Source organism: Pseudoduganella flava (assembly GCF_007830495.1).
GTDB lineage: Bacteria > Pseudomonadota > Gammaproteobacteria > Burkholderiales > Burkholderiaceae_D > Rugamonas > Rugamonas flava.
This window is the reverse complement of record NZ_VLKW01000012.1, coordinates 218,990-241,273: the sequence shown is the minus strand read 5'-3', so window position 1 is coordinate 241,273 and position 22,284 is coordinate 218,990. Positions and strand designations below refer to the sequence as shown.

The 22,284-nt window shown below is 66.8% G+C and carries 21 protein-coding genes and 1 pseudogene; 13 read left to right on the top strand and 9 right to left on the bottom strand.

Annotation, left to right across the window (positions count from 1 at the left end; translation table 11 throughout):
- Positions 1-157: 157 nt before the first annotated feature.
- The 3 genes and pseudogenes from IP92_RS25655 to IP92_RS30825 form a co-directional block, all read right to left on the bottom strand.
- On the bottom strand, positions 158-535 hold the full coding sequence (locus IP92_RS25655) for a hypothetical protein (protein ID WP_145880665.1): 378 nt from the start codon (positions 533-535) through the stop codon (positions 158-160).
- A gap of 109 nt (positions 536-644) precedes the next feature.
- The gene (locus tag IP92_RS30830; protein WP_371860982.1) at positions 645-959 is read right to left on the bottom strand and encodes a helix-turn-helix domain-containing protein; all 315 of its coding nucleotides are present in this window, start codon (positions 957-959) and stop codon (positions 645-647) included.
- Between the two features lie 58 nt (positions 960-1,017).
- A pseudogene (locus IP92_RS30825) lies at positions 1,018-1,445 on the bottom strand (AraC family transcriptional regulator); the annotation flags it as partial.
- A gap of 228 nt (positions 1,446-1,673) precedes the next feature.
- Between IP92_RS30825 and IP92_RS25645 the strand changes: the two are divergent.
- Positions 1,674-2,429: an SDR family NAD(P)-dependent oxidoreductase gene (locus IP92_RS25645; protein WP_145880661.1), complete on the top strand. Its 756-nt coding sequence runs from the start codon at positions 1,674-1,676 to the stop codon at positions 2,427-2,429.
- Between the two features lie 3 nt (positions 2,430-2,432).
- Here the strand turns inward: IP92_RS25645 and IP92_RS25640 are convergent, their stop codons facing one another.
- Positions 2,433-3,356, bottom strand: coding sequence for a LysR family transcriptional regulator (locus IP92_RS25640; protein WP_145880658.1), 924 nt, complete (start codon positions 3,354-3,356; stop codon positions 2,433-2,435).
- A 100-nt stretch (positions 3,357-3,456) separates the two neighbouring features.
- Between IP92_RS25640 and IP92_RS25635 the strand changes: the two genes are divergently transcribed.
- Positions 3,457-4,221: an SDR family NAD(P)-dependent oxidoreductase gene (locus tag IP92_RS25635; protein WP_145880655.1), complete on the top strand. Its 765-nt coding sequence runs from the start codon at positions 3,457-3,459 to the stop codon at positions 4,219-4,221.
- A 55-nt stretch (positions 4,222-4,276) separates the two neighbouring features.
- The gene (locus tag IP92_RS25630; RefSeq protein WP_145880653.1) at positions 4,277-4,654 is read left to right on the top strand and encodes a nuclear transport factor 2 family protein; all 378 of its coding nucleotides are present in this window, start codon (positions 4,277-4,279) and stop codon (positions 4,652-4,654) included.
- Here IP92_RS25630 and IP92_RS25625 read toward each other — a convergent pair.
- Positions 4,651-5,166 carry a GNAT family N-acetyltransferase gene (locus IP92_RS25625; RefSeq protein ID WP_145880713.1) on the bottom strand — a complete coding sequence of 172 codons (516 nt, stop codon included), beginning with the start codon at positions 5,164-5,166 and terminating at the stop codon, positions 4,651-4,653. The two genes, IP92_RS25630 and IP92_RS25625, sit on opposite strands and share 4 nt — an antisense overlap.
- A complete protein-coding gene (locus IP92_RS25620; protein WP_145880651.1) occupies positions 5,166-5,702 on the bottom strand; it encodes a DinB family protein in 537 nt (178 codons plus the stop codon). The genes IP92_RS25625 and IP92_RS25620 overlap by 1 nt, the downstream gene beginning before the upstream one ends.
- A gap of 85 nt (positions 5,703-5,787) precedes the next feature.
- On the opposite strand from IP92_RS25620, the gene kefC reads away from it, so the two are divergent.
- On the top strand, positions 5,788-7,596 hold the full coding sequence (gene kefC / locus IP92_RS25615) for a glutathione-regulated potassium-efflux system protein KefC (protein WP_145880648.1): 1,809 nt from the start codon (positions 5,788-5,790) through the stop codon (positions 7,594-7,596).
- On the opposite strand, the gene IP92_RS25610 is transcribed toward kefC, so the two are convergent.
- Positions 7,565-8,575, bottom strand: coding sequence for a LacI family DNA-binding transcriptional regulator (locus IP92_RS25610; protein WP_145880646.1), 1,011 nt, complete (start codon positions 8,573-8,575; stop codon positions 7,565-7,567). The two genes, kefC and IP92_RS25610, sit on opposite strands and share 32 nt — an antisense overlap.
- A gap of 65 nt (positions 8,576-8,640) precedes the next feature.
- Positions 8,641-9,435 (bottom strand): polysaccharide deacetylase family protein, encoded by a 795-nt coding sequence (locus IP92_RS25605; protein WP_145880644.1) that lies wholly within the window; start codon positions 9,433-9,435, stop codon positions 8,641-8,643.
- Between the two features lie 139 nt (positions 9,436-9,574).
- Here IP92_RS25605 and IP92_RS25600 point away from each other — a divergent pair, with 139 nt between their 5' ends.
- The 9 genes from IP92_RS25600 to IP92_RS25560 all read left to right on the top strand — a co-directional run bounded on the left by IP92_RS25600 (position 9,575) and on the right by IP92_RS25560 (position 21,017).
- The gene (locus IP92_RS25600) at positions 9,575-10,390 is read left to right on the top strand and encodes a glycoside hydrolase family 16 protein (protein ID WP_145880641.1); all 816 of its coding nucleotides are present in this window, start codon (positions 9,575-9,577) and stop codon (positions 10,388-10,390) included.
- Positions 10,391-10,535: 145 nt separating this feature from the next.
- Positions 10,536-13,511: a TonB-dependent receptor gene (locus tag IP92_RS25595; protein WP_145880639.1), complete on the top strand. Its 2,976-nt coding sequence runs from the start codon at positions 10,536-10,538 to the stop codon at positions 13,509-13,511.
- A gap of 119 nt (positions 13,512-13,630) precedes the next feature.
- A complete protein-coding gene (locus IP92_RS25590; protein WP_145880637.1) occupies positions 13,631-15,169 on the top strand; it encodes a tryptophan halogenase family protein in 1,539 nt (512 codons plus the stop codon).
- 15 nt (positions 15,170-15,184) lie between these two features.
- Positions 15,185-15,895: a SapC family protein gene (locus IP92_RS25585; protein WP_145880634.1), complete on the top strand. Its 711-nt coding sequence runs from the start codon at positions 15,185-15,187 to the stop codon at positions 15,893-15,895.
- Complete coding sequence (locus IP92_RS25580) at positions 15,879-16,880, top strand: cupin-like domain-containing protein (protein ID WP_145880632.1); 1,002 nt, start codon at positions 15,879-15,881, stop codon at positions 16,878-16,880. Before IP92_RS25585 ends, IP92_RS25580 begins: the two co-directional genes overlap by 17 nt.
- Positions 16,881-16,906: 26 nt before the next feature.
- The gene (locus IP92_RS25575) at positions 16,907-18,409 is read left to right on the top strand and encodes a tryptophan halogenase family protein (protein ID WP_145880630.1); all 1,503 of its coding nucleotides are present in this window, start codon (positions 16,907-16,909) and stop codon (positions 18,407-18,409) included.
- 93 nt (positions 18,410-18,502) lie between these two features.
- Positions 18,503-18,997 (top strand): energy transducer TonB, encoded by a 495-nt coding sequence (locus IP92_RS25570; RefSeq protein WP_145880629.1) that lies wholly within the window; start codon positions 18,503-18,505, stop codon positions 18,995-18,997.
- Between the two features lie 182 nt (positions 18,998-19,179).
- Positions 19,180-19,962 (top strand): alpha/beta fold hydrolase, encoded by a 783-nt coding sequence (locus IP92_RS25565; protein WP_145880627.1) that lies wholly within the window; start codon positions 19,180-19,182, stop codon positions 19,960-19,962.
- A 41-nt stretch (positions 19,963-20,003) separates the two neighbouring features.
- On the top strand, positions 20,004-21,017 hold the full coding sequence (locus IP92_RS25560) for an alpha/beta hydrolase (protein WP_145880624.1): 1,014 nt from the start codon (positions 20,004-20,006) through the stop codon (positions 21,015-21,017).
- 168 nt (positions 21,018-21,185) lie between these two features.
- Here IP92_RS25560 and IP92_RS25555 read toward each other — a convergent pair whose 3' ends face one another.
- The gene (locus tag IP92_RS25555) at positions 21,186-22,169 is read right to left on the bottom strand and encodes an IS1595 family transposase (protein ID WP_145880711.1); all 984 of its coding nucleotides are present in this window, start codon (positions 22,167-22,169) and stop codon (positions 21,186-21,188) included.
- Positions 22,170-22,284 lie beyond the last annotated feature (115 nt).

The following is a 22,284-nucleotide window of genomic DNA, read 5'->3' as shown; positions in this document are numbered from 1 at the left end:
AAAGCGGCACCGTGCCGCGGATCGGGCCTGCGAAGGCAAGCCCTTGAAGGGGATACTAGTCGGCGTCCTCGCACCGCCTTTGAGCGGGCTTAACGGGTAGCGCGCACAGTGCGCCGCAAGGAGGTCTGGAACAAGAGGAGCGTGCGCGGAGGAGAATTCAAGGCATCCGTGCGAAGGCGAGGAACAGCCAGGCCACCGTGATGACGACCATGCCGGTGACGGTGACGCAGGACCACGTGAAGAACCAGGCGGACAGCACGGTAGCCTGCACGACTTTCTCGCACAGCACGCCAAGGCCGAAGTCGAAGACGGCCAGCACGGACCAGCGTCGCAGGTAGACGGGCAGGTAGCGGCTCATGCGCTGGTTGTGCTGGCGGGCCGCGTGGCGTTCGAACAGATCGCGCGCCGCGTTTACGTCGCGAAACAGCCAGTCGAAGAACAGGAAGCGATACAGCAGCTGGCCGAACGAGAGCTCCGGTCCAGGATGGTCGGAACCGGGTTCGGCGGTTGGCGGTGGCTGGTGCTCGCTCGTCATGATGCGGCGCGGTCAGAAGGCGTGACTGGGAAGGTGTGAATCCATACTAAGTCGAATTCGCCTGCAACACCAGTTGCCTCTTCAATCGTGCTGCCGGCGCACCGCACCGTTATGCGGCCTGAGTCCGCGCGCGCGTGGACTTCGTGTCGCGCGCCGGCGTCGCGCCGAACATGCGGCCGTACTCGCGGGTAAATTGCGGCACGCTTTCATAACCGACCGCAAACGCCGCAGTGCTGACGGACGCGCCCTCGGCCAGCATGCGGCGGCGCGCTTCGATCAGCCGCAGCTGCTTCTGGAATTGCAGAGGCGACAGCGACGTCACCGCACGGAAATGCTGGTGGAACGACGATGGGCTCATGCCGGCCACGTCCGCCAATTGCTCGACCGGCAAGGTGCGCGCGAACTCGGTGCGCAACAGCGCCACGGCGCGGGCGATCCGCTGGGCCGGGCCGTTCGGCCAGCCGAGCCGGCGCAGTGCGGCACCGTGGCGGCCGGCCAGCAGCCAGTAGTGCAGCTCGCGCACCAGCTGGGCTTGCAGCACGGGCACGGCGGCGGGCCGGTCGAGCAGACGCAGCAGGCGCAGCGCCGCGTCGGCCACTTCGGTGTCCGTCGTCTCGACACGCACCGGCGCGCCGCTGTCGGCCGGCGCGCCGCCCACCTGCAGGCACAGCTCGGCGATCAGCGGCAGCTCCAGTTCCAGCACCAGCGACAGGTAGGGCGCCGCCAAGCTGGCGCGGGTGATCTGGCTGACGACCGGTACGTCCGCCGCGATCAGCAGCGAGTCGCCAGCCGCGAAGTCGAACGATTGGGCGCCCATCGTCACGTTCTTGGCGCCCTGCACGACGAGGCACACGAGCGGCTTCGAGATCGCGTACTGCAGGTCGCTGGGCACGTGGGCGCGCACGCACATCAGGCCGGGGATGGCGGATCGGGCAATGCCGTCGGCATCCGCATGGGCTTCCGCATGGCGTTGCACGGCTTCGAGCAGGGTGGTCATGGGACAAGCGTATCCGAGAAACGGCGCGCCCGCACGCCGCTTGGAGGATCAGGCAAAGAATCCGTACCTTTGCGAAATTTTGCAGCGGCACGCGGCGCGACGATAAGGGCTCCCAACCACCGATACGCAAGGAGCTTTCTCATGACCACGATTACCCTCGTTACCGGCGCCAGCCGCGGCCTTGGCCGCAACACGGCGCTCAGCATCGCCCGCCGCGGCGGCGACGTCGTCATCACTTACCAGAGCCGGGCCGACGATGCGCAGGCCGTCGTTGCTGAGATCGCGGCGCTGGGCCGCAAGGCCGTCGCCTTCCAGCTCGACAGCGGCGACGTGCAAGCCTTTGGGCCGTTCGCGCAGCGCCTGCGCCAGGCCCTCGAAGAGAACTGGGGCCGCAGCACGTTCGACCACGTCGTCCACAACGCCGGCCACGGCGACTACGCCCTGCTGGCCGATACCGCCGAAGCCCAGTTCGACCGCCTGGTGGACGTGCACTTCAAGGGCGTGCTGTTCCTGACGCAGGCGCTGCTGCCGCTGCTGGCCGATGGCGGCCGCATCGTCACGCTGTCGTCGGGCCTGACGCGGATCAGCTATCCCGGCTACGGCGTCTATGCGGCCGTGAAAGGCGCCGTCGAAGTGCTGACGCGCTACATGGCCAGGGAGCTCGGCGCGCGCGGCATCGCCGTCAACACGGTGGCGCCGGGCGCGATCGAGACGGATTTCGGCGGCGGCGCCGTGCGCGACAACGCGGAGTTGAACCGCCAGTTCGCCGCGATGACGGCGCTGGGCCGCGTCGGCGTGCCGGACGATATCGGCCCGATGATCGCCAGCCTGTTGGCACCGGAAAACCGCTGGGTGACGGCGCAGCGGATCGAGGTGTCCGGCGGGCAGGCGCTCTGACCGTCAGCCTTCCTGCTGCGAGACCCAGCCGGGGCGGGACAGGTGCTCGGCGAAGAACTGCCCCAGCGCCTCGACCTTCGCAGGCCGGGCCCGCGCCGACGGTGTGACGAAGTACAGCCCGCCCGTCGGCATCGCCCAGTCGCCCAGCAGCGGCACGAGGCCGCCGTCGCGCACGTGGTCGGCGGCGATGAAGTCCGGCAGTTCGCAAATGGCCATCCCGGCCAGCACCATCGGCAACAGTGCGTCGGAATTCGTCACCCGCAATGGCCCGCGCGGCAGCACGGTGGCTTCCTCGCCGGCCGGATTGCAGAACTGCCACGCGGCGCTGCGCGCGCGGTATGCGTAGCCGAGGCACTGGTGTGCCTGCAGGTCCGCCGGATGACGCGGGACGCCGTGCCGCGCCAGATAGTCGGGCGAGGCGACGACCAGCCGCCGCACCGGCGCCAGCTTGCGCGCGACCAGCGACGAATCCGGCAGCACGGCGATGCGCAATGCCGCATCGAAGCCGTCGCCGATCAGGTCCACCGTCGCATCGGACAGGTGCAGGTCCAGCTGCACTTCCGGATAGCGGCGGAAGAATTCCGGCAGCAGCGGCGCAACCCAGCGCAGCCCGAACGACATCGGCACCGCCAGGCGTACCAGCCCGCGCGGCTGGGCCGACTGCTCGCGCGCCGCGCCTTCCGCCGCAGCCGCCAGGTCGAACACCTGGCCGGCCTGCTCCGCCAGCGAAGCGCCGAACTCCGTCAACGCCAGCTGGCGCGACGTGCGGTTCAGGAGCCGCGCACCGAGCCGGTCTTCCAACCGCGCCACCGCCCGCGACACCGTGGCCACCGACACGCCCAACGCGCGCGCCGCACCGGCGAACGAGCGCTCCTCGGCCACCTTGGCGAACATCGCCAGGCCTTCGAAATCCGGTAATTTCGACATCGTCAATTCTGCAATGATGGTTTGCGATAGTTGCTATTTTAAATGGGTCAGCCCGCCGCTACCATTCTTTCATCGACAACCCGAACAGAAGGAGCTGACCATGAACACCACCACCCAAAAACTGCAAGGCAAGATCGCCATCGTCACCGGCGGCACCACGGGCATCGGCCTGGCCACGGCCAAGCGGCTGGCGGCCGAAGGCGCGCAAGTGATCGTCACGGGCCGCCGCCAGGCCGAACTCGATGCCGCCGTCGATGCGATCGGCAACGGCGCTGCCGGCTACCGCGTCGATTCGTCGAAGCTGGCCGACCTCGACGCGCTGTACGAAGCGGTGCGCGCCAAGCATGGCCGCATCGACGTGCTGTTCGCGAACGCGGGCGGCGGCGGCATGCTGCCGCTTGGCCAGATCACCGAAGAACAATACGAGGACACGTTCGGCCGCAACGTCAAAGGCGTGCTGTTCACGGTGCAGAAGGCGCTGCCGCTGCTGGCGCAGGGCGCTTCGGTGATCCTCACCGGCTCCACGGCCGCCAACATGGGCACGCCGGCGTTCTCCGTGTACGCCGCGTCGAAGGCGGCCGTGCGTGCGTTCGCCCGCAACTGGATCCTCGATACGAAAGACCGGGGCATCCGTTTCAACACGGTGGTGCCGGGCCCGATCCGCACGCCGGGCCTCGTCGAACTGGCCGGCACCGACAAGGAAGCGCAGCAAGGCTTGCTGGACTACCTGACGACGCAGATCCCGCTGGGCCGCGTCGGCGAGCCGGACGAAGTGGCGAAAGCCGTCGCATTCCTGGCATCGAGCGACGCCAGCTTCGTCAACGGTTCCGAGCTGTACGTCGACGGCGGCCAGGGCCAGATCTGATCGCCATGCACCGCGCTGCCGGCAACGGCCGGCAGCCATCCACCAGGAGAACACCATGAAGAACGCCCCCGAACTGCTGCGCGCCTATCTCGCATCGATCCAGGACCCCGACGCCACCGGCGCGCTGTTCGCCGACGACGGCATTATCGAACTGCCCTACATCGGCGCCCGTGCCCAGGGACCGCAGGCGATCGCCGCATTCATCCGCTCGCTGCTGAAGAACGTGCCGGACTTCCGCTTCCACGACGTGCGGATGTTCATCGAGACGGACGAGCAAGCCTTTGGCGAGTACAGCGTCGAAGCGAAGGTGCTGTCGACCGGGAAGATCTACCGGCAAACGTATGCCGGCCGGCTCGTCGCCGAAAACGGCAAGATCAAGTTGCTGCGCGAGGCGCTCGATACGGTCGCGGCGAAGGAAGCGTTCAGCGCCTAAGCAAGGCTGATGCGGTAGCGGCGCGTGCCTTCGGTGCCGCGCGCCGTGGTCACCGTGATGCCGGTGGCCTCGGCGGCCGGCACGAAGCCGCATTTGTCGAGCACCCGCGCCGACGCCGCATTGCTGGCGAGGACGAGCGCTTCGACCGTGGCGAGGCCCCGGTCCCGCGCTTCGTCCAGCAGGAAGGCGACGGCGCGGGTGGCGATGCCCTTGCCCGCGTGGTCGGCACCGATGCGGTAGCCGATTTCCGCGCTGCCCGCCGCCGTGTCGATCCGCTTCAGGTTGGCGCGGCCCAGCAGCGCGCCGGCCGCGTCGGCGATGACGAACGACGCAGCGGTACCCCGTTCGGCCTCCTCGCGCAAGCCGGCGACGTGTTGCGCAACACCCTCCAGGCTGTAGAACGACGGAGCGCGCCCGTCGATCATCGACTCGAAGTAGGCGCGGTTGGCTTCTTCGAAAGCGAGCAGCGTCGCGGGGGAGATCGTGGCGATGTCGACGAAGGCCAGCCCCATCACGCCACCTCCGGCACGATCACGAGCAGGTCGGTCACGCCGATGTCGACGCCGGCCTGCGTCAGCAGCGTGCTGGCCTGGCCGCGGTGGTGGGTCTGGTGGTTGAAGAAGTGCAGCAGCACGCTGCCGAAATGCTTGTGGAACGCGATGCCTTTCGTGCTGCGGTAGACGAACGTCGTCTCCAGGTGCTCCGGGCGCAGTTCCGCGGCCAGTGCCGTGATGTAGCCGTCGAGGCGTTCGCGGTAGGCGCGCAGGACCGGCAGTTCGGTACCGAAGCTGTGCGCCAGCGACGTGGGCGCGGGCTGGCCGCGCAGCGGTGCCAGCGCCGTGAAGCCGGCCGGGTGATCCGTGAAGCGCGTCAGCCAGATCGTGTCGGCCGTCAGCAAGTGGTTCATCGTGCCGGCCAGGGAGCCGAAGAACGCGCCGCGGTCGGCGGTCAGTTCGCCGGCCGGCAACTGGGCAGCCGCGTCGTACAGCTTGCGGTTCATGTCCGCGTTGTAGGCGGCGAGGAGAACGAGATCCTGGCAAGTCGGCATGGTCGATAGCAATGCAAAAGAGATGCGCCAGTGTAGCAGGAGCGCTGACCTATAATCGGTCACCCCTTATGCCACGCCCGACACCATGCACGACCTGCTGCTCACCCCTATCGTCTTCCTGCTCACCGCCGTCCTGCTCGTGCCGCTGGCGCAGCGCTTGCGCCTGGGCTCCGTCCTCGGCTACCTGGTCGGCGGCTGCTTGATCGGTCCGTGGGGGCTGGCGCTGGTCGGCAAGGTGGAGCTGATCGGGCACGTGGCGGAAATCGGTGTCGTGCTGATGCTGTTCCTGATCGGCCTCGAGCTGCAGGCGGACAAGCTGATGGCCATGCGCCGCCTCGTGCTGGGCGGCGGCGCGCTGCAGCTGGTCGCGTGCGGCGCCGCGTTTGCCGCCGTCGCGGCGCTGCTGGGCTTGGGCTGGGTGGCCGCGGCCGTCGCCGGTATCGCGCTGGCGCTGTCGTCGACGGCGATCGCCGTGCAGACGATGCAGGAGCGGCACTTGCAGCACACGCCGGCCGGCAAGGCGGCGTTCGCGATCCTGCTGTTCCAGGACATGGCCGCGATTCCATTGCTGGTCGTCCTGCCGCTGCTGGCGCCGGGCGGCGATGCCGGCGACTTCAGCTGGCTGCGCGCGGCCGGCGCGGTGGCCGCCGTGCTGCTGATCGGCCGCTACCTGATGCCGCCGCTGCTGCGCTTCGTGGCCGGCACGCGGCTGCGCGAGATCTTCACCGCGTTCGCGCTGTTGCTGGTGCTGGGCATCGCGCAGCTGATGTCGCTGGCCGACCTGTCGATGGGCCTTGGCGCGTTCCTGGCCGGCGTGCTGCTGGCCAGTTCCGAATACCGCAAGGCGCTGGAGACGGACCTGGAGCCGTTCAAGGGCCTGCTGCTCGGGCTGTTCTTCACGTCCGTCGGCATGTCCGTCAACCTCGGCATGCTGGCGGCCCAGCCATGGCTGATCGGCGCGCTGACCATCGGCTACGTCGTGCTGAAGATGATCGTGATGGCCGCGCTGGCGCGGGCACTGAAGGTGCCGGCGGCACAGCGCTGGCCGTTCGCCGCCGTGATGGCGCAGGGCAGCGAGTTCGCGTTCGTCGTGCTGGCGGCGGCGCAGGACGAGCGCGTGCTGTCCGCGCAATGGACGCAGACGCTGGTGCTGGTGGCCGCGCTGTCGATGGCGCTGACGCCGCTCGCGATGCTGGCTGCCGGCCGTCTCGGCAAGGCGCTGAACCCGAAGGCAAAGAGGCCGGCCGACGTCATCGAACCGCAAGGGGCGCGCGTGATCATCGCCGGCTTCGGCCGCGTGGGCCAGATCGCCGGCCGCCTGCTGATGGCGTCGGGGTTCAAGGTGACGGTGCTGGACAACGATCCCGAACTGATCGAGACCTTGCGCCGCTTCGGCCACCGCGTGTTCTACGGCGATGCGACGCGCCTGGACCTGCTGCGCCAGGCCGGTGCCGCCGAGGCGGTATTGATCATCAATGCGATCGACGACATGCCGACAAGCCTGGCGCTGACGGACCTTGTGCGCGAACACTTCCCGCACCTGAAGATCGTCGGCCGGGCGCGCAATGTGACGCACCTGTTCGAGCTGCGCGCCCGCGGCGTCGAGACGATCGAGCGCGAAACGTTCGACGGCGCGCTGCTGCTGGGCCGGCACGCGCTGGAACACCTGGGTGTCGATGCCGACACGGCGGAACGGGCCCGCGAGCGCTTCCGCGCGCACAACCTCGCCACCCTGGAATCGCTGCAGCCGCACTACCAGGACGAGGCCAAGCGCATCAGCATCGGGCAGGCCGCGCAGCAGGAGCTGGCGCGCTCGTTCGAGGAAGACCGGCTGCGGCTGAAAGAAGGCGCGCCGGAGTCGTTCAGTCCCGGCGTTGTGCCACCGACGCCCTGACGGTCACCGTGACAGGAAACTCCCGCTCCACCGGCCGCTTCAGGTCATAGCACAGGTTCAGCAGCGCATTCAGGCCGTTCAACGTCATCTGCCGCCACGGCATGCGCACCGACGTCAGGCGCGGTGCGGCATATTCCGCGCTCGGCGTGTCGTCATAGGCCATCACCGACAGATCCTGCGGCACCCGGATACCCGCTTCCTGGAAGTACGACAGCGCGCCGACGGCCATCTCGTCGTTGGCGCAGAACAGCGCCGTGGCCTGGCAGCCCGACGCGACGAACGCCTGTGCCGCGGCCCAGCCGCTGGCCGGCGAGAAATCGCCTTCGTGGCGCCACAGCGTCGCCGGATCGATGCCCGCTTCCGCCAGCTCGGCGTTGAAGCCGTCGTTGCGGGCGGCGCTGTCCTCCAGCTCCATCGGCCCGGTGATGACGGCGCTCGCGCGGTGGCCGTGTTCCAGCAGCGTGCGCGCCGCAAGGCGGCCGCCCAGCACGTGGTCGGCGGTGAAGCATTGCTCGGGGATCGTGGCGAAGCCGTGGTTCAGTGCGACGAGGCGCGACAGCTTCGGGCCCAGCTGCGCCAGGTCGTCCTCCCGCAGCGCGCTGGTCATCACGATCAGGCCGTCGCACCCCCGTTCGATCAGGAAGCCGATGCCGTCCAGCGCCTGCCGGCGCGCGTTGCCGAGGCCCTGGCCGAACGCCACCACCATGTGCAGGCCGGCGGCACGCAGCTCGGTATCGATGATCTGCAGGATCGGTGTGTAGAACGTGCCGGACAGCGCCGGGATGTACACGCCGATCATCTTCGAAGAGCCCGACAGCAGCGCGCGCGCCGCATGCGACGGCCGAAAGCCCAGTTCCTCGATCGCCTTCCGCACCCGCTCCAGCGTGGCGGGCGACACGGGGCCGCTGCCGTTGATCGCGCGCGAGGCGGTGCCCAGGCCCACGCCCGCGAGCCGGGCGACGTCTTTGATGGTTGCCACTCGATTTTCCCGTTGATGAAGAAACGAGCAGAGAATACTGGAAGTCGCCCTGCCCCGCCAATCGCTCAGCGGTTCGCCTTCACATGGCGCATGATGTTCAGGAACGTGTCGATCCAGTATTCGTCGCGGTGTTCGGCCAGGTAGCGCACCAGTTCCTCGTGCGCCGCGCTCGAGTTGGTCAGGTAGTCGCCGCCGATGCCGTGGAACGTGAACGCGATCATCGTGCCGCGTTCGCCCGCCTGCTTCACCAGCGCAATCAGTTGCGCCCCGGTCTGATTCACCGGGCTGAAGACGGGAACGCGATAAGGGTCCAGCGCGTCCATTGCCTGGACGGGGCCATCGGCCACGCTGGCCTTGATCGCAACAAAGTCCCCGTGCAGCGCCGGCAGGTAATTCACGCCGGCCGCCAGCAGGTCGCCACACGGCGCCGTGAACGTGCGTTCGCGGCGCCCATCGATCGCGTACAGCATCGTGTTGGCCAGCGCAACCTGGTCGCGCATCTGCGCCGCCGTCGTCGTATCGAGGTTGCGGTGCGGCTCGACCCATTCCCGCTCCGGTTGCGAACGCCGGCACTGATGAAACAGCGAGTGGTTCGCCAGCTCGTGGCCCTGGGCGGCGGCCGCGCGCCATTCGGCCAGGCGCTTGTCCACCGTGGGGCTGGACAAGGTCAGGTAGAACGTGCCGCGCAGCCCGTATTTGTTCAGCGTGGGCAGCGCGTGATCCAGTTGCGATGGCGCGGCATCGTCGTAGGCAAGGCTGACGGCCGCCTTGGCGCCGCCCGGCCAGTGGAAGGATTCGGCGGCACTGGCGGTATGCAGCAGGCCGGCAAGAACCAGCAGGGACAGGATCGATTTGGTCATTGGCTCACCTTGGTCACGAGGCTGTGTCAAGTTTGCAACGGCATGCTGCGGCGCGCATTGCGGTGGAAAAATGGAAACGTTACCATGTCACCACATTCATCTTTGCATGCGCCTGCCGCTGCGTCAATCGGGGAGAGCCATGGCCGTCCTTGCACGTCGTATCTTCGCTGCCGTGGCGCTGGTCGCGGCGTGCGGCGGCGCCCATGCCGACGGCGTCCCCGCCGGTTGGCGCCTCGTGTGGGCCGACGAATTCGACGTTGACGGCCTGCCCGATCCGGGCAAGTGGGATTACGACACGGAGCGTAATCGCCTGGGTTGGTACAACCACGAGCTGCAGTACTACGCAAAGGCGCGGCGCGAGAACGCCGAGGTCAAGGGCGGCCGGCTCGTGATCACGGCGCGGCGGGAAGCGCTGACGGCGCAGCCGGACTATGGCGGCCAGCGCTACACGTCCGCCCGGCTCGTCACCCGCGGCAAGGCCAGCTGGACGTACGGCTTCATCGGAGTGCGCGCGAAGCTGCCGTGCGGGCCGGGCAGCTGGCCGGCCATCTGGACGCTGGGCACCGGCGGCAAGTGGCCCGTCGACGGCGAGATCGACATCATGGAACACGTCGGCAACAAGCCCGGCGAGATCCTCGGCAGCATCTACACGGGGGCGCAGAACTGGCCGCGCGGCACCGGCAAGACCTCCACCACCAGCGTGCCGGATGCCTGCGGCGCCTTCCACGACTACCAGCTGACGTGGACGAAGGAGCGCATCCGCGTTGGCGTCGATGGCCGCGCCTATGCCGAGCTGGCGAACCCGGGCGACGGCGATTACGAGAAGTGGCCGTTCGACCGGCCCCAGTACCTGCTGCTGAACCTGGCGGTCGGCGGTGACCTGGGCGGGGCGGTGCAGGATGCCAGCCTGCCGTGGCGCATGGAAGTCGAGTACGTGCGGGTGTACCAGCCGTAAAGAGTCGTTTTTACAACAGTAGCGGTAGCCAACAAAACTGTTCGATTGACAAGCACGTGATGCCTACCTAAGATTTAACCGATTTCGATGGAAACGTTTCCATCGGCAGGCGGGGTAGAAAACAGAGAAGAACACAGGAGACCACATGCAATATCCCAAGGCAAAACAAAAACTGATCAGCGTCGCCGTCGCCAGCGCCTGCATGGCGGCGGCCGTGCCCGCGCTGGCGCAGGACCAGGCGCAGGCGCAAGGAGCGGATCTGTCGTCGTCGCAGCCCGTGCAATCCGTCGTCGTGACGGGCCTGCGCGCATCGATGCAATCGTCGCTGAACCTGAAGCGCAATTCGGACGGCATCGTCGACGGCATCGTCGCCGAGGACATCGGCAAGTTCCCCGACACGAACCTGGCCGAATCGCTGCAGCGCATTTCCGGCGTGTCGATCGACCGCAGCATCGGCGAAGGCTCGAAGGTCACCGTGCGCGGCGTCGGCCCCGACTTCAACATGGTGCTGCTGAACGGCCGCCAGATGCCGACGTCGAACCTGGGCGACCTGAATGGCCGCGCGTTCGACTTTGCCAACCTGGCATCCGAAGCGATCTCGCAGATCCAGGTGTACAAGACGAGCCGCGCCGAATCGCCCACCGGCGGCATCGGCGCCACGTTGAACGTGATGACGGCGCGTCCGCTGGACCGGCCCGGCTTCCTGGCCAGCGTCGGCGTGAAGGGCGTGTATGACGAGTCGTCGACGAACTCGCCGGCCGACGTCAAGTCCGGCAAGCGCGTCACACCCGAGATCTCGGGCGTCTACAGCAATACGTGGAACGACAACATGTTCGGCGTCTCCGTGTCCGGCAGCTACCAGGAACGCAACCTGGGCTACAACACGGCGTCCGTGTCGAGCGGCTGGAAAGGCCCGTTCCGCGGCGACGAGAACAACTGGGGCACGATCCCCCAGCCGGGCACGCCGGGCTCCGAGAACATCACCAACCGGCCCAAGCCCGGCGACGTGTACTCGGTGCCGCAGAACCTGAACTATGCGTTCTCCGGCGTGCAGCGCGAGCGCACCAACGGCCAGCTGACGTTCCAGTTCGCGCCCCGCAAGGACATCACGACGACGCTGGACTACACCTACTCGCAGAACAAGATCCACACGCGCCGGCAGGACGTGTCGGCCTGGTTCAACTTCGGCGCCTCGGCGTCGAACTGGACGAACGGCCCGGCCGCCAGCCCGCTCGTCTACACCGAGTTCCTGCCGGCCGCGAACAGCGACATCGCGATGGGCGGCGCCGACTTCGCCACGCGGAGCGAGAACAAGTCGCTCGGCTTCAACGCGCTGTGGAAGGTGAACCAGGACCTGCGCTTCGAGATCGACGCGCACAAGTCCACCGCGGAATCGCAGGCCGACAGCCCATGGGGTTCGGACAACGTGCTGGGCACGTCGTCGTTCAGCCGCGGCGACACGACGGCGGACTTCAGCCAGGACTTCCCGGTGCTGTCGATCAAGGGCGCCGACTTCACGCGCGCGCCGCAGCAGGTCACCGGTTCCGCGTTCCGCAACGGCTACATGAAGGGCGAGGTGGACCAGTTCCAGTTCAAGGGCCGCCTGAAGCTGATGGAGGCCTCGCAGCTGAACTTCGGCGTGTCCGCCACCGAGGTGAAGAACCGCTCCGCGTTCTCGACGATGCAGCGCGATACGTGGGGCGGCGCCACCAGCCCGGCCGACTACCCGAGCAGCGTATGGCACCCCGAGACGGTGCGCGGCTACTTCGACAAGATCGACGGCTCCGGCAACCCGAACCTGTTCAACAACTTCTACACGTTCAACTTCGGCGAAGTGCGTGACCTGGCGATCAAGGCTTCCGGGCGGCCGGACCTGTACTCGGTCAAGGACCACTGGGATACCGACCAGCGCACGCAGGAAAAATCGAAGGCGCTGTACCTGCAGTTGAATACCGACTGGGATACGGCACTGCCGATCCACACGGCGATCGGCCTGCGCTACGAGAAGACGGACGTCGTGTCGACCGCGCTGGTGCCGACGGCGACCCGCATCGAGTGGGCGTCTCAGAACGAATTCACCGTCGTCAAAGGCGATCCGACGTTCACGACGCTGGAGGGTAAATACCACCACCTGCTGCCGAGCATCGACACCGACATCGACCTGCGCAGCGACATGAAGCTGCGCGCGTCGTACGGTGAGACGATCGGCCGGCCGCGCTACGACCAGATCCAGGGCGGCACGGTGCTGGACAACCTGGCCCGCCTGGACGGCGGTACCGGCACGGCCGGCAACCCGGGCCTGAAGCCGGTGAAGTCGAAGAACCTGGACCTGTCGTACGAGTGGTACTACGGCAAGCAGAACTTCTTCGCCGTCGGCTTCTTCAAGAAGAACCTGGAGAACTACGCGGGCCAGTCGAAGATCGACGCCAAGCCGGGCCTGACGACGCCGGTGGGCGGCGCGCTGTGGAACGAGGCGATGCAACGCGGCGGCTGCACGACGGCGGACACGACCTGCATCCGCAACTACATCTTCCGCAATCACCCGACGGCGCCGGGCGTGACGCGCGGGGCGGACGACGCCTCGGGCAACGCCACCGGCACCATCGTCGGCCAGCCGGGCGATCCGGTCGCGAACTTCCGCATCACGACGTTCTCGAACCAGAAGAAGGCGGACCTGAAGGGCGTGGAACTGAACGTGCAGCACATGTTCGGCAACAGCGGCTTCGGCATCGCGGCGAACTACACCTGGGTCGACTCGGGGCTGGGCTTCAACAACGCCGGCATCGGCGAGCAGTTCGCGCTGGTCGGCCTGTCCGACTCGGCCAACCTGGTCGGCATCTTCGAGAACGACAAGTGGACGGTCCGCGCGGCCTACAACTGGCGCGACAAGTTCCTGAACTCGACGTTCGACGCGGCCGGTCCGAATCCGAAGTACACCGAGGCCTATGGCCAGCTGGACCTGTCGATCGGTTATTCGATCACACCACAGCTGTCGTTGCAGTTCGAAGGCATCAACTTGACCAACGAGACGACCCGCCAGCACGGCCGTACGGAGCAGATGCTGATGGAAGCCCAGCAGTCGGGACCACGCTATATGTTGGGTCTGCGCTACAAGTTCTGAGAGCGTTTCCACTGAAAGCGTGAGAGGGGTGTGCCGGCGTTGCCGGTCCACCCCGATTTTTGCTTTTCAGGGATAGTTTTTCGGTTAGACTAATTGCCAACACTGCAACCGTACCTGTCATGTCCAAGCCGATCAACCATGTCGTCATCGTCGGCGGAGGTTCCGCCGGATGGCTGACCGCCGGCGTGCTCGCCGCCGACCATCCCGCGCTGCAAGTCACGCTGATCGAATCGCCCGATGTGGCGCCGATCGGCGTCGGCGAAGGCACGTGGCCGTCGATGCGCGACACGCTGTCCCGCATCGGCGTTTCCGAATCCGCATTCTTCCGCGAATGCGACGCGGCGTTCAAGCAGGGCTCGCGCTTCAACGATTGGCGCGAGGGCGGCGGCGCCGCCGACTACTACTTCCACCCGTTCGTGCTGCCGCAGGGGTATGGCGAGACGGACCTCGTGCGCGCCTGGCTCGATACGGGCGCCGCGGTGCCGTTCGCGGACCTGGTCAGCTACCAGCCGCACCTGTGCGTGCAGGGCCGCGCACCGAAACAGCCGGCCACGCCCGAATTCGCCGCCGTGGCCAACTACGGCTACCACCTGGATGCCGGTAAGTTCGGCCTGTTCCTGAAGAAGCACTGCCTGGAGAAGCTGGGTGTGCGCTACGTGCCCGATCACGTGACGGGCATCGACAGCGCACCGAATGGCGACATCGCCGCGCTGCGCACGCGCGCGCATGGCCCGCTGGCCGGCGACCTGTTCGTCGACTGCACCGGCATGCAATCGATGCTGCTGGGCGGCCACTACGGCGTGCCGCTGCTGCGCCAGAAGCACGTGCTGTTCAACGACAGCGCGCTGGCCGTGCAGGTGCCGTATGCGGCGCCGGACAGCCCGATCGCATCGCAGACGACGTCCACCGCGCAGCGCGCCGGCTGGATCTGGGACATCGGCCTGCCGACGCGGCGCGGCATCGGTCACGTGTACTCGAGCGCCCACACGAGCGACGCCGAAGCCGAGGCGGACCTGCGCCGCTACGTGGCCGCGACGGGCGGCCCGGCTGACATGCCCGCCCCGCGCAAGCTGACGTTCGAGCCGGGATACCGGCAGCGGTTCTGGCACCATAACGTCGTCGCGATCGGCCTGTCGGCCGGCTTCATCGAACCGCTGGAGGCATCGGCGCTGGCGCTGGTCGAGATGTCGGCGGCGATGGTCAGCGACGACCTGCCCGCCAACCGCGACGCGATGGACATCGTGGCGCACCGCTTCAACGATGCGTTCACGTACCGCTGGGAGCGCGTGATCGAATTCCTGAAGCTGCACTATGTGCTGAGCCGGCGCACCGGCTCGGACTACTGGCACGACAACCGCCGCAGCGAAACGATCCCCGCGCGGCTGCGCGAGCTGCTGACGTTGTGGCGGCACCGCGCGCCGTCGCGGCTGGACTTTTATCGTATCGAGGAAGTGTTCCCGTCCGCCAGCTGGCAGTATGTGCTGTACGGGATGGGCTTCCTGCCCGAGCGCGACCACGTCACGCGCCGCACCGACACGGCGGCGGCCGATCCGTACTTCCGCGAGGCGGCGGAGCTGACGCGCAGGATGCTGCGCGCGCTGCCGTCGAACCGCGAACTGCTCGACCATATCCGGCTGCACGGCTTGCAGAAAATCTGAAAACAACGAGACACCATGCCGAACCACGTATTGCTGAACAACGTCCAGCACAAGGACCTGAGAGTCATCACCCGCCACGGCGCCGAGTTCGGCGACGACGTGATGTACACCGCCACGTTCCCCGCCGAATTGCGCACGCTGCAGGCGCACTACCCGATCGTGTTCCGCAAGACGGACGACGGCCGTTCGTTCGAACCCATCGCGCTGTTCGGCTTCCAAGCCGGCGAAAACCTGTTCCTGTCCGCCGACGGCTGGGATGCGCCGGAGGTTCCGCTGATGGTCCAGCGCCAGCCCTTCCTGATCGGCCGCAACGGCGAGGAATTGCTGGTGCACGTGGACCTCGACAATCCCCGCGTCTCGCAGACGGAAGGCGAGCCGGCCTTCCTGCCGCACGGCGGCGTGTCCGAATTCCTGGAGCGCGTGAACTCGATGCTGTTCACGATCCACCAGGGCTTGCAGCACAACGTGGCTTTCGTGGAGGCGCTGCTGAAGTACGAGCTGCTGGAATCGTTCGTGTTCGACATCGAACTGGACGACGGCTCGCAGAACCGGCTGGCCGGCTTCTACACGATCCACGAGGAGCGCCTGGCCGCGCTGCCTGCCGACGCGATCGCCGCGCTGCACCAGGCCGGCCACCTGCAGCCGATCTACATGGTGCTCGCTTCGCTGTCGCAGTTCCGCGCGCTGATCGACAGGAAGAACCGCAAGCATGCTGCCGGTCGCTGAACTCAAGGGCCTGACGCCGCGCGACCTGAACGCGCGCATCCTGACGTCCACGCAGCCGCTGCTGCTGCGCGGCCTCGTCGCGCACTGGCCGATGGTGCGCGCGGCGCAGCAATCGCAGCAGGCGGCCTCCGACTACCTGCTGCGCTTCTACGGCAATACCCCGGTCGTCGCGATGCTGGGGCCGCCCGAGATCCGTGGCCGCTTCTTCTACAACGACGACATCTCCGGCTTCAATTTCCGGCCCGTGCACGCGCCGCTGCAGGGTGTGCTGGCCGAGCTGGAAGCGCATCGCGCCGATGCCGAACCACCGGCCATCTATGTCGGCTCGACCACGATCGACGCCGTGCTGCCGGGCTTTCGGGCCGAGAACGACGTCGACCTGCAAGGGCGCGAGCCGCTGGCGTCGATCTGGATCGGCAACCGGACGCGCATCGCCGCCCATTACGACGCGCCGGACAACCTGGCTTGCGTGACGGCCGGGCGGCGCCGCTTCACGCTGTTCCCACCGGACCAGCTGCGCAACCTGTACGTTGGCCCGCTGGACCTGACGCCGGCCGGCCAGCCGATCAGCCTCGTCGACCTGCACGATCCCGACTTCACGCGCTTCCCGCGTTTTCGCGAAGCGCTGGAGCACGCGCAGGTGGCCGAGATGGAGCCGGGCGACGCGCTGTTCCTGCCCAGCATGTGGTGGCACCACGTCGAGGCGCTGGAGCCGTTCAATGTGCTGGTCAATTACTGGTGGCGCCAGTCGCCCCACTATGCGGACACGCCGACCAATGCGCTGATGTACGCGATCGCCACGATCCGCGACCTGCCGCCGGCGCAGCGCGATGCGTGGCGCGAGCTGTTCCGTCACTACGTGTTCGAGGCCGACGACGACACGGCCGCCCACATTCCCCCGGCCAGCCGGCGCATGCTCGCGCCGCTGACGGAAGACATGACGCGCGCCGTGCGCGCGCAGTTGATCAAGCGGCTCAACCGCTGACCGAGACCAAAAAACAGGAGACAAGCATGGAACAAGCACGTGACAGCAAGCCGGTACGGCGCGTCGTCATCGCCGGCGGCGGCACGGCCGGCTGGATGGTGGCGGCGGGCCTGTCGAAATCGCTCGGCAAGCTGCTCGACATCCGGCTGATCGAGTCCGATGAAATCGGCACCGTCGGCGTCGGCGAGGCCACCATTCCCACGCTGATGAACTTCCACCACGTGATGGAGATCAACGAGCAGGAATTCATGGCCGAGACGATGGCCACGTTCAAGCTCGGCATCAGCTTCGAGAACTGGCGCAACGTGAACGAGGATTACATCCACTCGTTCGGCACGACGGGCACGGACCACTGGACGGCCGGCTTCCAGCACTTCTGGCACAAGGGCCGCGAGCGCGGCCTGGCCGGCGATTACGGCGACTACTGCCTGGAGCTGAAGGCGTCATTGCAGAACAAGTTCGCGCACCTGCCGAACGCCGGCATGAACTACGCGTACCACATGGACGCGACCCGCTACGCGAAGTTCCTGCGCAAATTCTCGGAGCGCTATGGCGTGCAGCGCGTCGAAGGCAAGATCGCCGAGGTGCGCAAGGACTTGAACACGGGCGACATCCGCGCGCTGCGCCTGGAGAACGGCGCCGAGCTGGAGGGCGATCTGTTCATCGATTGTACGGGCTTCCGCGCGCTGCTGATCGGGCAGGCGATGGGCGTCGGCTACGAGGACTGGTCGCACTGGCTGTTCAACGACAGCGCCGTGGCGCTGCAAACGAAGTCGGTGCGCGACGCCGTTCCGCTGACCCGGTCGATCGCGCGCGACGCCGGCTGGCAGTGGCAGATTCCGCTGCAGCACCGCGTCGGCAATGGCCTCGTCTACTCGACCCGCTATACGGACGACGAGACGGCGCTGCGCACCTTGCAGGCGGCCGTCGACGGCGAGCCGTTGATGACGCCGCGTGTGATCCGCTTCAAGCCGGGCCAGCGCAAGGAAACGTGGAAGGGCAACTGCGTGGCGATCGGCCTGGCCAGCGGCTTCCTGGAGCCGATCGAATCGACCAGCATCCACCTGATCCAGCGCGGCATCATCCGCCTGATGCAGATGTTCCCGCAGCACGGCATCAGCCAGGCCGACATCGACGAATACAACAAGCAGGCCGATTACGAAATCCAGCACATCCGCGACTTCATCATCCTGCACTACACGGTGACGAACCGGCGCGACACGCCGTACTGGCGCGACGCCGCGGCGATGAAGCTGCCGGCTTCGCTGCAGCATCGCATCGACCTGTTCCGCGAAACGGGCCGGGTGTTCCGCGTCCCGAACGAGCTGTTCGCGGAAAACTCGTGGATCCAGGTGATGCTGGGCCAGGGCATCCTGCCCGCCTCGCACCACCAGACGGCCGACCTGATGGGCGACGAGGAACTGGCGCGCTTCCTCGGCAATATCAGCGGGTCGATCGACCGCACGGTGGCCCAGCTGCCGTCGCACCAGCGCTACGTGGAGCAGTATTGCTCGGGCACGGGCTGGTGATTCGGCTGGTAAAACGCGGCCCGGTGTGACAAAGCGAGACTTTTCAAAGGGGTAAGATGAGGTATAACACGGTTTTCAGCTGAGGAGCTCCCCGTGCATACCCATCTCGCCGCCGGCCTGTTGCTGGCGTTGTCGACTTGCCTGGCCCACGCCCAGGATTACCGGATCAAGGAAGAAGAGCCGCGCATCGGCACCAACATCAAACGGGATGCCGCCCGCTTGTCCATGCCGGGCGACAAGACCTACAGCGAGTTATCGGACGCGGACAAGGCCCGCCTGCGCGCGATGTACGAAGACATGGGGCCAGACGACGAACCGCCGTTCCCGGCACGCGGCTATGGCAATCTGATGCGTGCGATGAGCACGGTGCACCGCAAGCTGCATGTCGAAGGCATGGTGGACATGGGCGTCATCGTGGGCCCGGACGGCCGCGCCAGCCAGGTGAAGGTGTACAGCTCGCCCGACCCGAAACTGACGACCGTCGTTGCCAATGTGCTGATGCTGGAAAAGTACAAACCGGCGCTGTGCCGGGGCACGCCTTGTGCGCAGGAATTCCCGTTCAGGTCGCAATTCACGTTGAGTCACTGACCCGATGGCACGGCGCACGACCGTGCCAAAAAAATATTTATAAAATCGCTTGCAATTAAATCGCACACTACCTATACTTCATTCCATCGACAGCGCAGACATGCAAAGCAGCACGGAAGCGCTGAAGTCAAACCAAATATGTAGCGCACGATCTAATCGCTAATTAACTAAAGGAGTCCACCATGAAAGCCATCAACACCATCGCCCTCGCCCTGTCCATCACCGGTGCCGCCGCCATCCCCGCCAGCGCTGCCGAACTGAAGCCGACCGTCATCCTCGTGCACGGCGCGTTCGCCGACTCGAGCAGCTGGAACGGCGTCGCCGCCAAGCTGCGTGCCGACGGCTTCACGGTGATCGGCGCGGCCAACCCGCTGCGCAGCGTCAAGGGCGATGCGGAGTCGGTGGCCAACGTCGTGAAAAGCGTCAAGGGTCCGGTCGTGCTGGTCGGCCACTCCTACGGCGGTGCCGTGATCTCCGCCGCGGCTTACGGCCAGGCCAACGTGAAGAGCCTCGTCTATGTGGCGGCCTTCGCTCCGGACAAAGGTGAAACGGCGCTGGAACTGTCCGGCCGTTATCCGGGCGGCACCTTGGGCAGCGCGCTGGCCGAACCGGTGGCCCTGCCTGACGGCGGCAAGGACTTCTACATTCAGCAAGACAAGTTCCACCAGCAATTCGCTGCCGACGTACCGCGTGCAGAGGCCGAACTGATGGCCGTCTCGCAGCGCCCGATCGCCGAAGCGGCGCTGACGGAGCAGGCTGGCGTGCCGGCATGGAAGAAAACGCCGTCGTACTTCATCTACGGCTCCGCGGACAAGAACATTCCCGCCGCCGCGCTGGGCTTCATGGCCGAGCGTGCCGGTTCCCGCAAGACGGTCGTGATTCCGGGCGCCTCCCACGTCGTGATGACGTCGCACCCTGCCGAGGTGGCCTCGCTGATCGAACAAGCGGCCCAGGCGAAACAATAGATAAGTAGCGCGCTATCTAATAACGAACAAGGAAAAGCATCATGAAAACCGTCAAAACCATCGTCGCCGCCGCCCTCCTCGCCATCGGCGCTGCCCAAGTCAATGCCGCCAGCCTGCCTGGTGTCGAACGCAACACCGCGACCTTCCTGAAGGCCCTGGAAGGGGGCAAGCCGATCGAGCAGATGAGCCCGGAAGAAGCACGTGCCGTACTGGTCGGCGCCCAGGCCGGTGCCAAGGCGAAGCTGGCCGCGGCGGACGTCAGCGAAAAAACCATCGTCGTCGACGGCAAACCGCTGAAGCTGACGATCGTCCGCCCAGCCGGCGTGAAGGGCAAGCTGCCGGCATTCATGTTCTTCCACGGTGGCGGCTGGGTACTGGGCGACTACCCGACCCACGAGCGGCTGGTGCGCGACCTCGTGGCCAACTCGGGCGCCGTGGCGGTGTTCGTCAACTACACCCCGTCGCCTGAAGCGGGCTACGGCGTGGCGATTGGCCAGGCGTATGCGGCAACCCGCTGGGTGGCCGAACACGGCGCCGAGATCAATGTCGACGGCAAGCGCCTGGCCGTGGCCGGCAACAGCGTCGGCGGCAATATGGCGGCGGTCGTCAGCCTGATGGCGAAGGAACAGGGCGCCCCGGCGCTGCGGGCCCAGGTGCTGCTGTGGCCGGTAACGGATGCGAACTTCGACACGGGTTCGTACCGCGAATATGCGAACGGCCACTTCCTGACCCGCGACATGATGGCGTGGTTCTGGGATAACTACACCCGCGACCCGGCCGCCCGCCGCGAGATCCATGCGTCGCCGCTGCAAGCCAGCACGGAACAGCTGAAAGGCTTGCCGCCGGCACTGGTCCAGACCGCCGAGTTCGACGTGCTGCGTGACGAAGGCGAAGCCTATGCCCGCAAGCTGGATGCGGCCGGCGTCGACGTGAAAGCGGTGCGCTACAACGGCATGATCCACGATTTCGGCCTGCTCAACGTGCTGGCCGACGTGCCGGGCACCCGCGCCGCGATGCGCCAGGCAGGCGACGAACTCAAGCAGCGCCTGCAATAAGCCTTCCGACCTTCCTGCAAAGCCGGACCACGCCGTGGTCCGGCTTTTTTTATGGCGCTGTCACCCGAACGTGTTGGTGCCGGTTTTTGCAGGGGTCTTTGCAGGAGTCTTTTTTCGTGGGGCTCGGTGCGGATGGGCCTTGCCCACTTGCCCCTGTTCGCCCGCCTTTCAATGACTTGCCGCCGTGGTGGTGCGCAGGCCCAGCGCCGACTTCAGCAGCCCTTCCGGGGTCGTGATCCGGCCGCCATCCAGCGCATGGCGCCAGCCCAGGTAGTTCGGCAGGTAGTGACTGGCCACGCCGAGGAAGGTGCGCAGCCAGGTCTTGAAGCGGCTGTGGTAGTTGTTCACGTTCTGCAGGTGGTACGGGCCGCGTGACCGGATGCCGGCCGCGAGGTTCAGCGGCACGTGGGCAAACGGATACGCGGCGATGAAGGTGCGGTAGGCCTTCGCGCCATCGGTTACCAGCACGACGTCCTGATCCAGTGCCGCCGGCAGAGCCCACGACAGCTGCTTGCTGGTGACACGGCCGCGTCCCGTCCACCAGTCGCGCGTCTGCCCGCCGCGATCGCGCAAGACGAGGATGCAGTCGTGCTCCTTGCTGATGCCGCGGCTGTGCGCCACGCCGCCACGTCTTCTGGCCGGCCGGTTCAGGCAGCGCGAGCCCTTCTGCGATTCGAGCAGGTACGTTTCATCGGCCTCCACGATGCCCTTCAAAGGGATCGGCCGGTCGTGCACCACGCGGTTCAGGAAGCGGTGGCGCCAGCGGAAACTCGTGTTGCGGTGGATGCCGACCACTGTTGCTGACGCGCGTACCGTGCGCGTATCGAGCATGCATTGCAGGTACGGCAGCCAGCGGTCGCGCCGGCGCAGGTGGAGCAGTGGCGTGTTGGTCAGTGCCGAGAACGTGTGCGTGCAGCCGAGGCAGCGATAGCGTTGCAGGCCTGATGTGTAGCCGTGCCGGTAAAAGCGCCGGTGGCCGCAGTGCGGGCACTTCTTGCGCAGCCGCCCGAACGCCTCGATGATGTCCAGGCACTGCCAGCGTGCCGCATGGGCCGCCACAGCATCCTGCGTACGGCCAACCTGCTGGCGCGTGAGCTTTTCCAGTTGCCTCCGCAGGCGCCCGAGGAACCGCTCGAATTTGTCCGGGTCCATCGGCTTGTCCATCGCCGCCTCCGTATCGCCGCTGTCGATACAGCTGAGACAACGCGACAGGGGAAAAGTTCAATTCGTTCCAACACGGCCGGGGCACTGCGCCTTTTTTATTCTC

Coding starts and splice junctions, on each gene's coding strand:
- IP92_RS25655 (WP_145880665.1), bottom strand. CDS start 535: ATGACGAGCGAGCACCAGCCACCGCCAACCGCCGAACCCGGTTCCGAC.
- IP92_RS25645 (WP_145880661.1), top strand. CDS start 1,674: ATGACCACGATTACCCTCGTTACCGGCGCCAGCCGCGGCCTTGGCCGC.
- IP92_RS25640 (WP_145880658.1), bottom strand. CDS start 3,356: ATGTCGAAATTACCGGATTTCGAAGGCCTGGCGATGTTCGCCAAGGTG.
- IP92_RS25635 (WP_145880655.1), top strand. CDS start 3,457: ATGAACACCACCACCCAAAAACTGCAAGGCAAGATCGCCATCGTCACC.
- IP92_RS25630 (WP_145880653.1), top strand. CDS start 4,277: ATGAAGAACGCCCCCGAACTGCTGCGCGCCTATCTCGCATCGATCCAG.
- IP92_RS25625 (WP_145880713.1), bottom strand. CDS start 5,166: ATGGGGCTGGCCTTCGTCGACATCGCCACGATCTCCCCCGCGACGCTG.
- IP92_RS25620 (WP_145880651.1), bottom strand. CDS start 5,702: ATGCCGACTTGCCAGGATCTCGTTCTCCTCGCCGCCTACAACGCGGAC.
- kefC (WP_145880648.1), top strand. CDS start 5,788: ATGCACGACCTGCTGCTCACCCCTATCGTCTTCCTGCTCACCGCCGTC.
- IP92_RS25605 (WP_145880644.1), bottom strand. CDS start 9,435: ATGACCAAATCGATCCTGTCCCTGCTGGTTCTTGCCGGCCTGCTGCAT.
- IP92_RS25600 (WP_145880641.1), top strand. CDS start 9,575: ATGGCCGTCCTTGCACGTCGTATCTTCGCTGCCGTGGCGCTGGTCGCG.
- IP92_RS25595 (WP_145880639.1), top strand. CDS start 10,536: ATGCAATATCCCAAGGCAAAACAAAAACTGATCAGCGTCGCCGTCGCC.
- IP92_RS25590 (WP_145880637.1), top strand. CDS start 13,631: ATGTCCAAGCCGATCAACCATGTCGTCATCGTCGGCGGAGGTTCCGCC.
- IP92_RS25585 (WP_145880634.1), top strand. CDS start 15,185: ATGCCGAACCACGTATTGCTGAACAACGTCCAGCACAAGGACCTGAGA.
- IP92_RS25580 (WP_145880632.1), top strand. CDS start 15,879: ATGCTGCCGGTCGCTGAACTCAAGGGCCTGACGCCGCGCGACCTGAAC.
- IP92_RS25575 (WP_145880630.1), top strand. CDS start 16,907: ATGGAACAAGCACGTGACAGCAAGCCGGTACGGCGCGTCGTCATCGCC.
- IP92_RS25565 (WP_145880627.1), top strand. CDS start 19,180: ATGAAAGCCATCAACACCATCGCCCTCGCCCTGTCCATCACCGGTGCC.
- IP92_RS25560 (WP_145880624.1), top strand. CDS start 20,004: ATGAAAACCGTCAAAACCATCGTCGCCGCCGCCCTCCTCGCCATCGGC.
- IP92_RS25555 (WP_145880711.1), bottom strand. CDS start 22,169: ATGGACCCGGACAAATTCGAGCGGTTCCTCGGGCGCCTGCGGAGGCAA.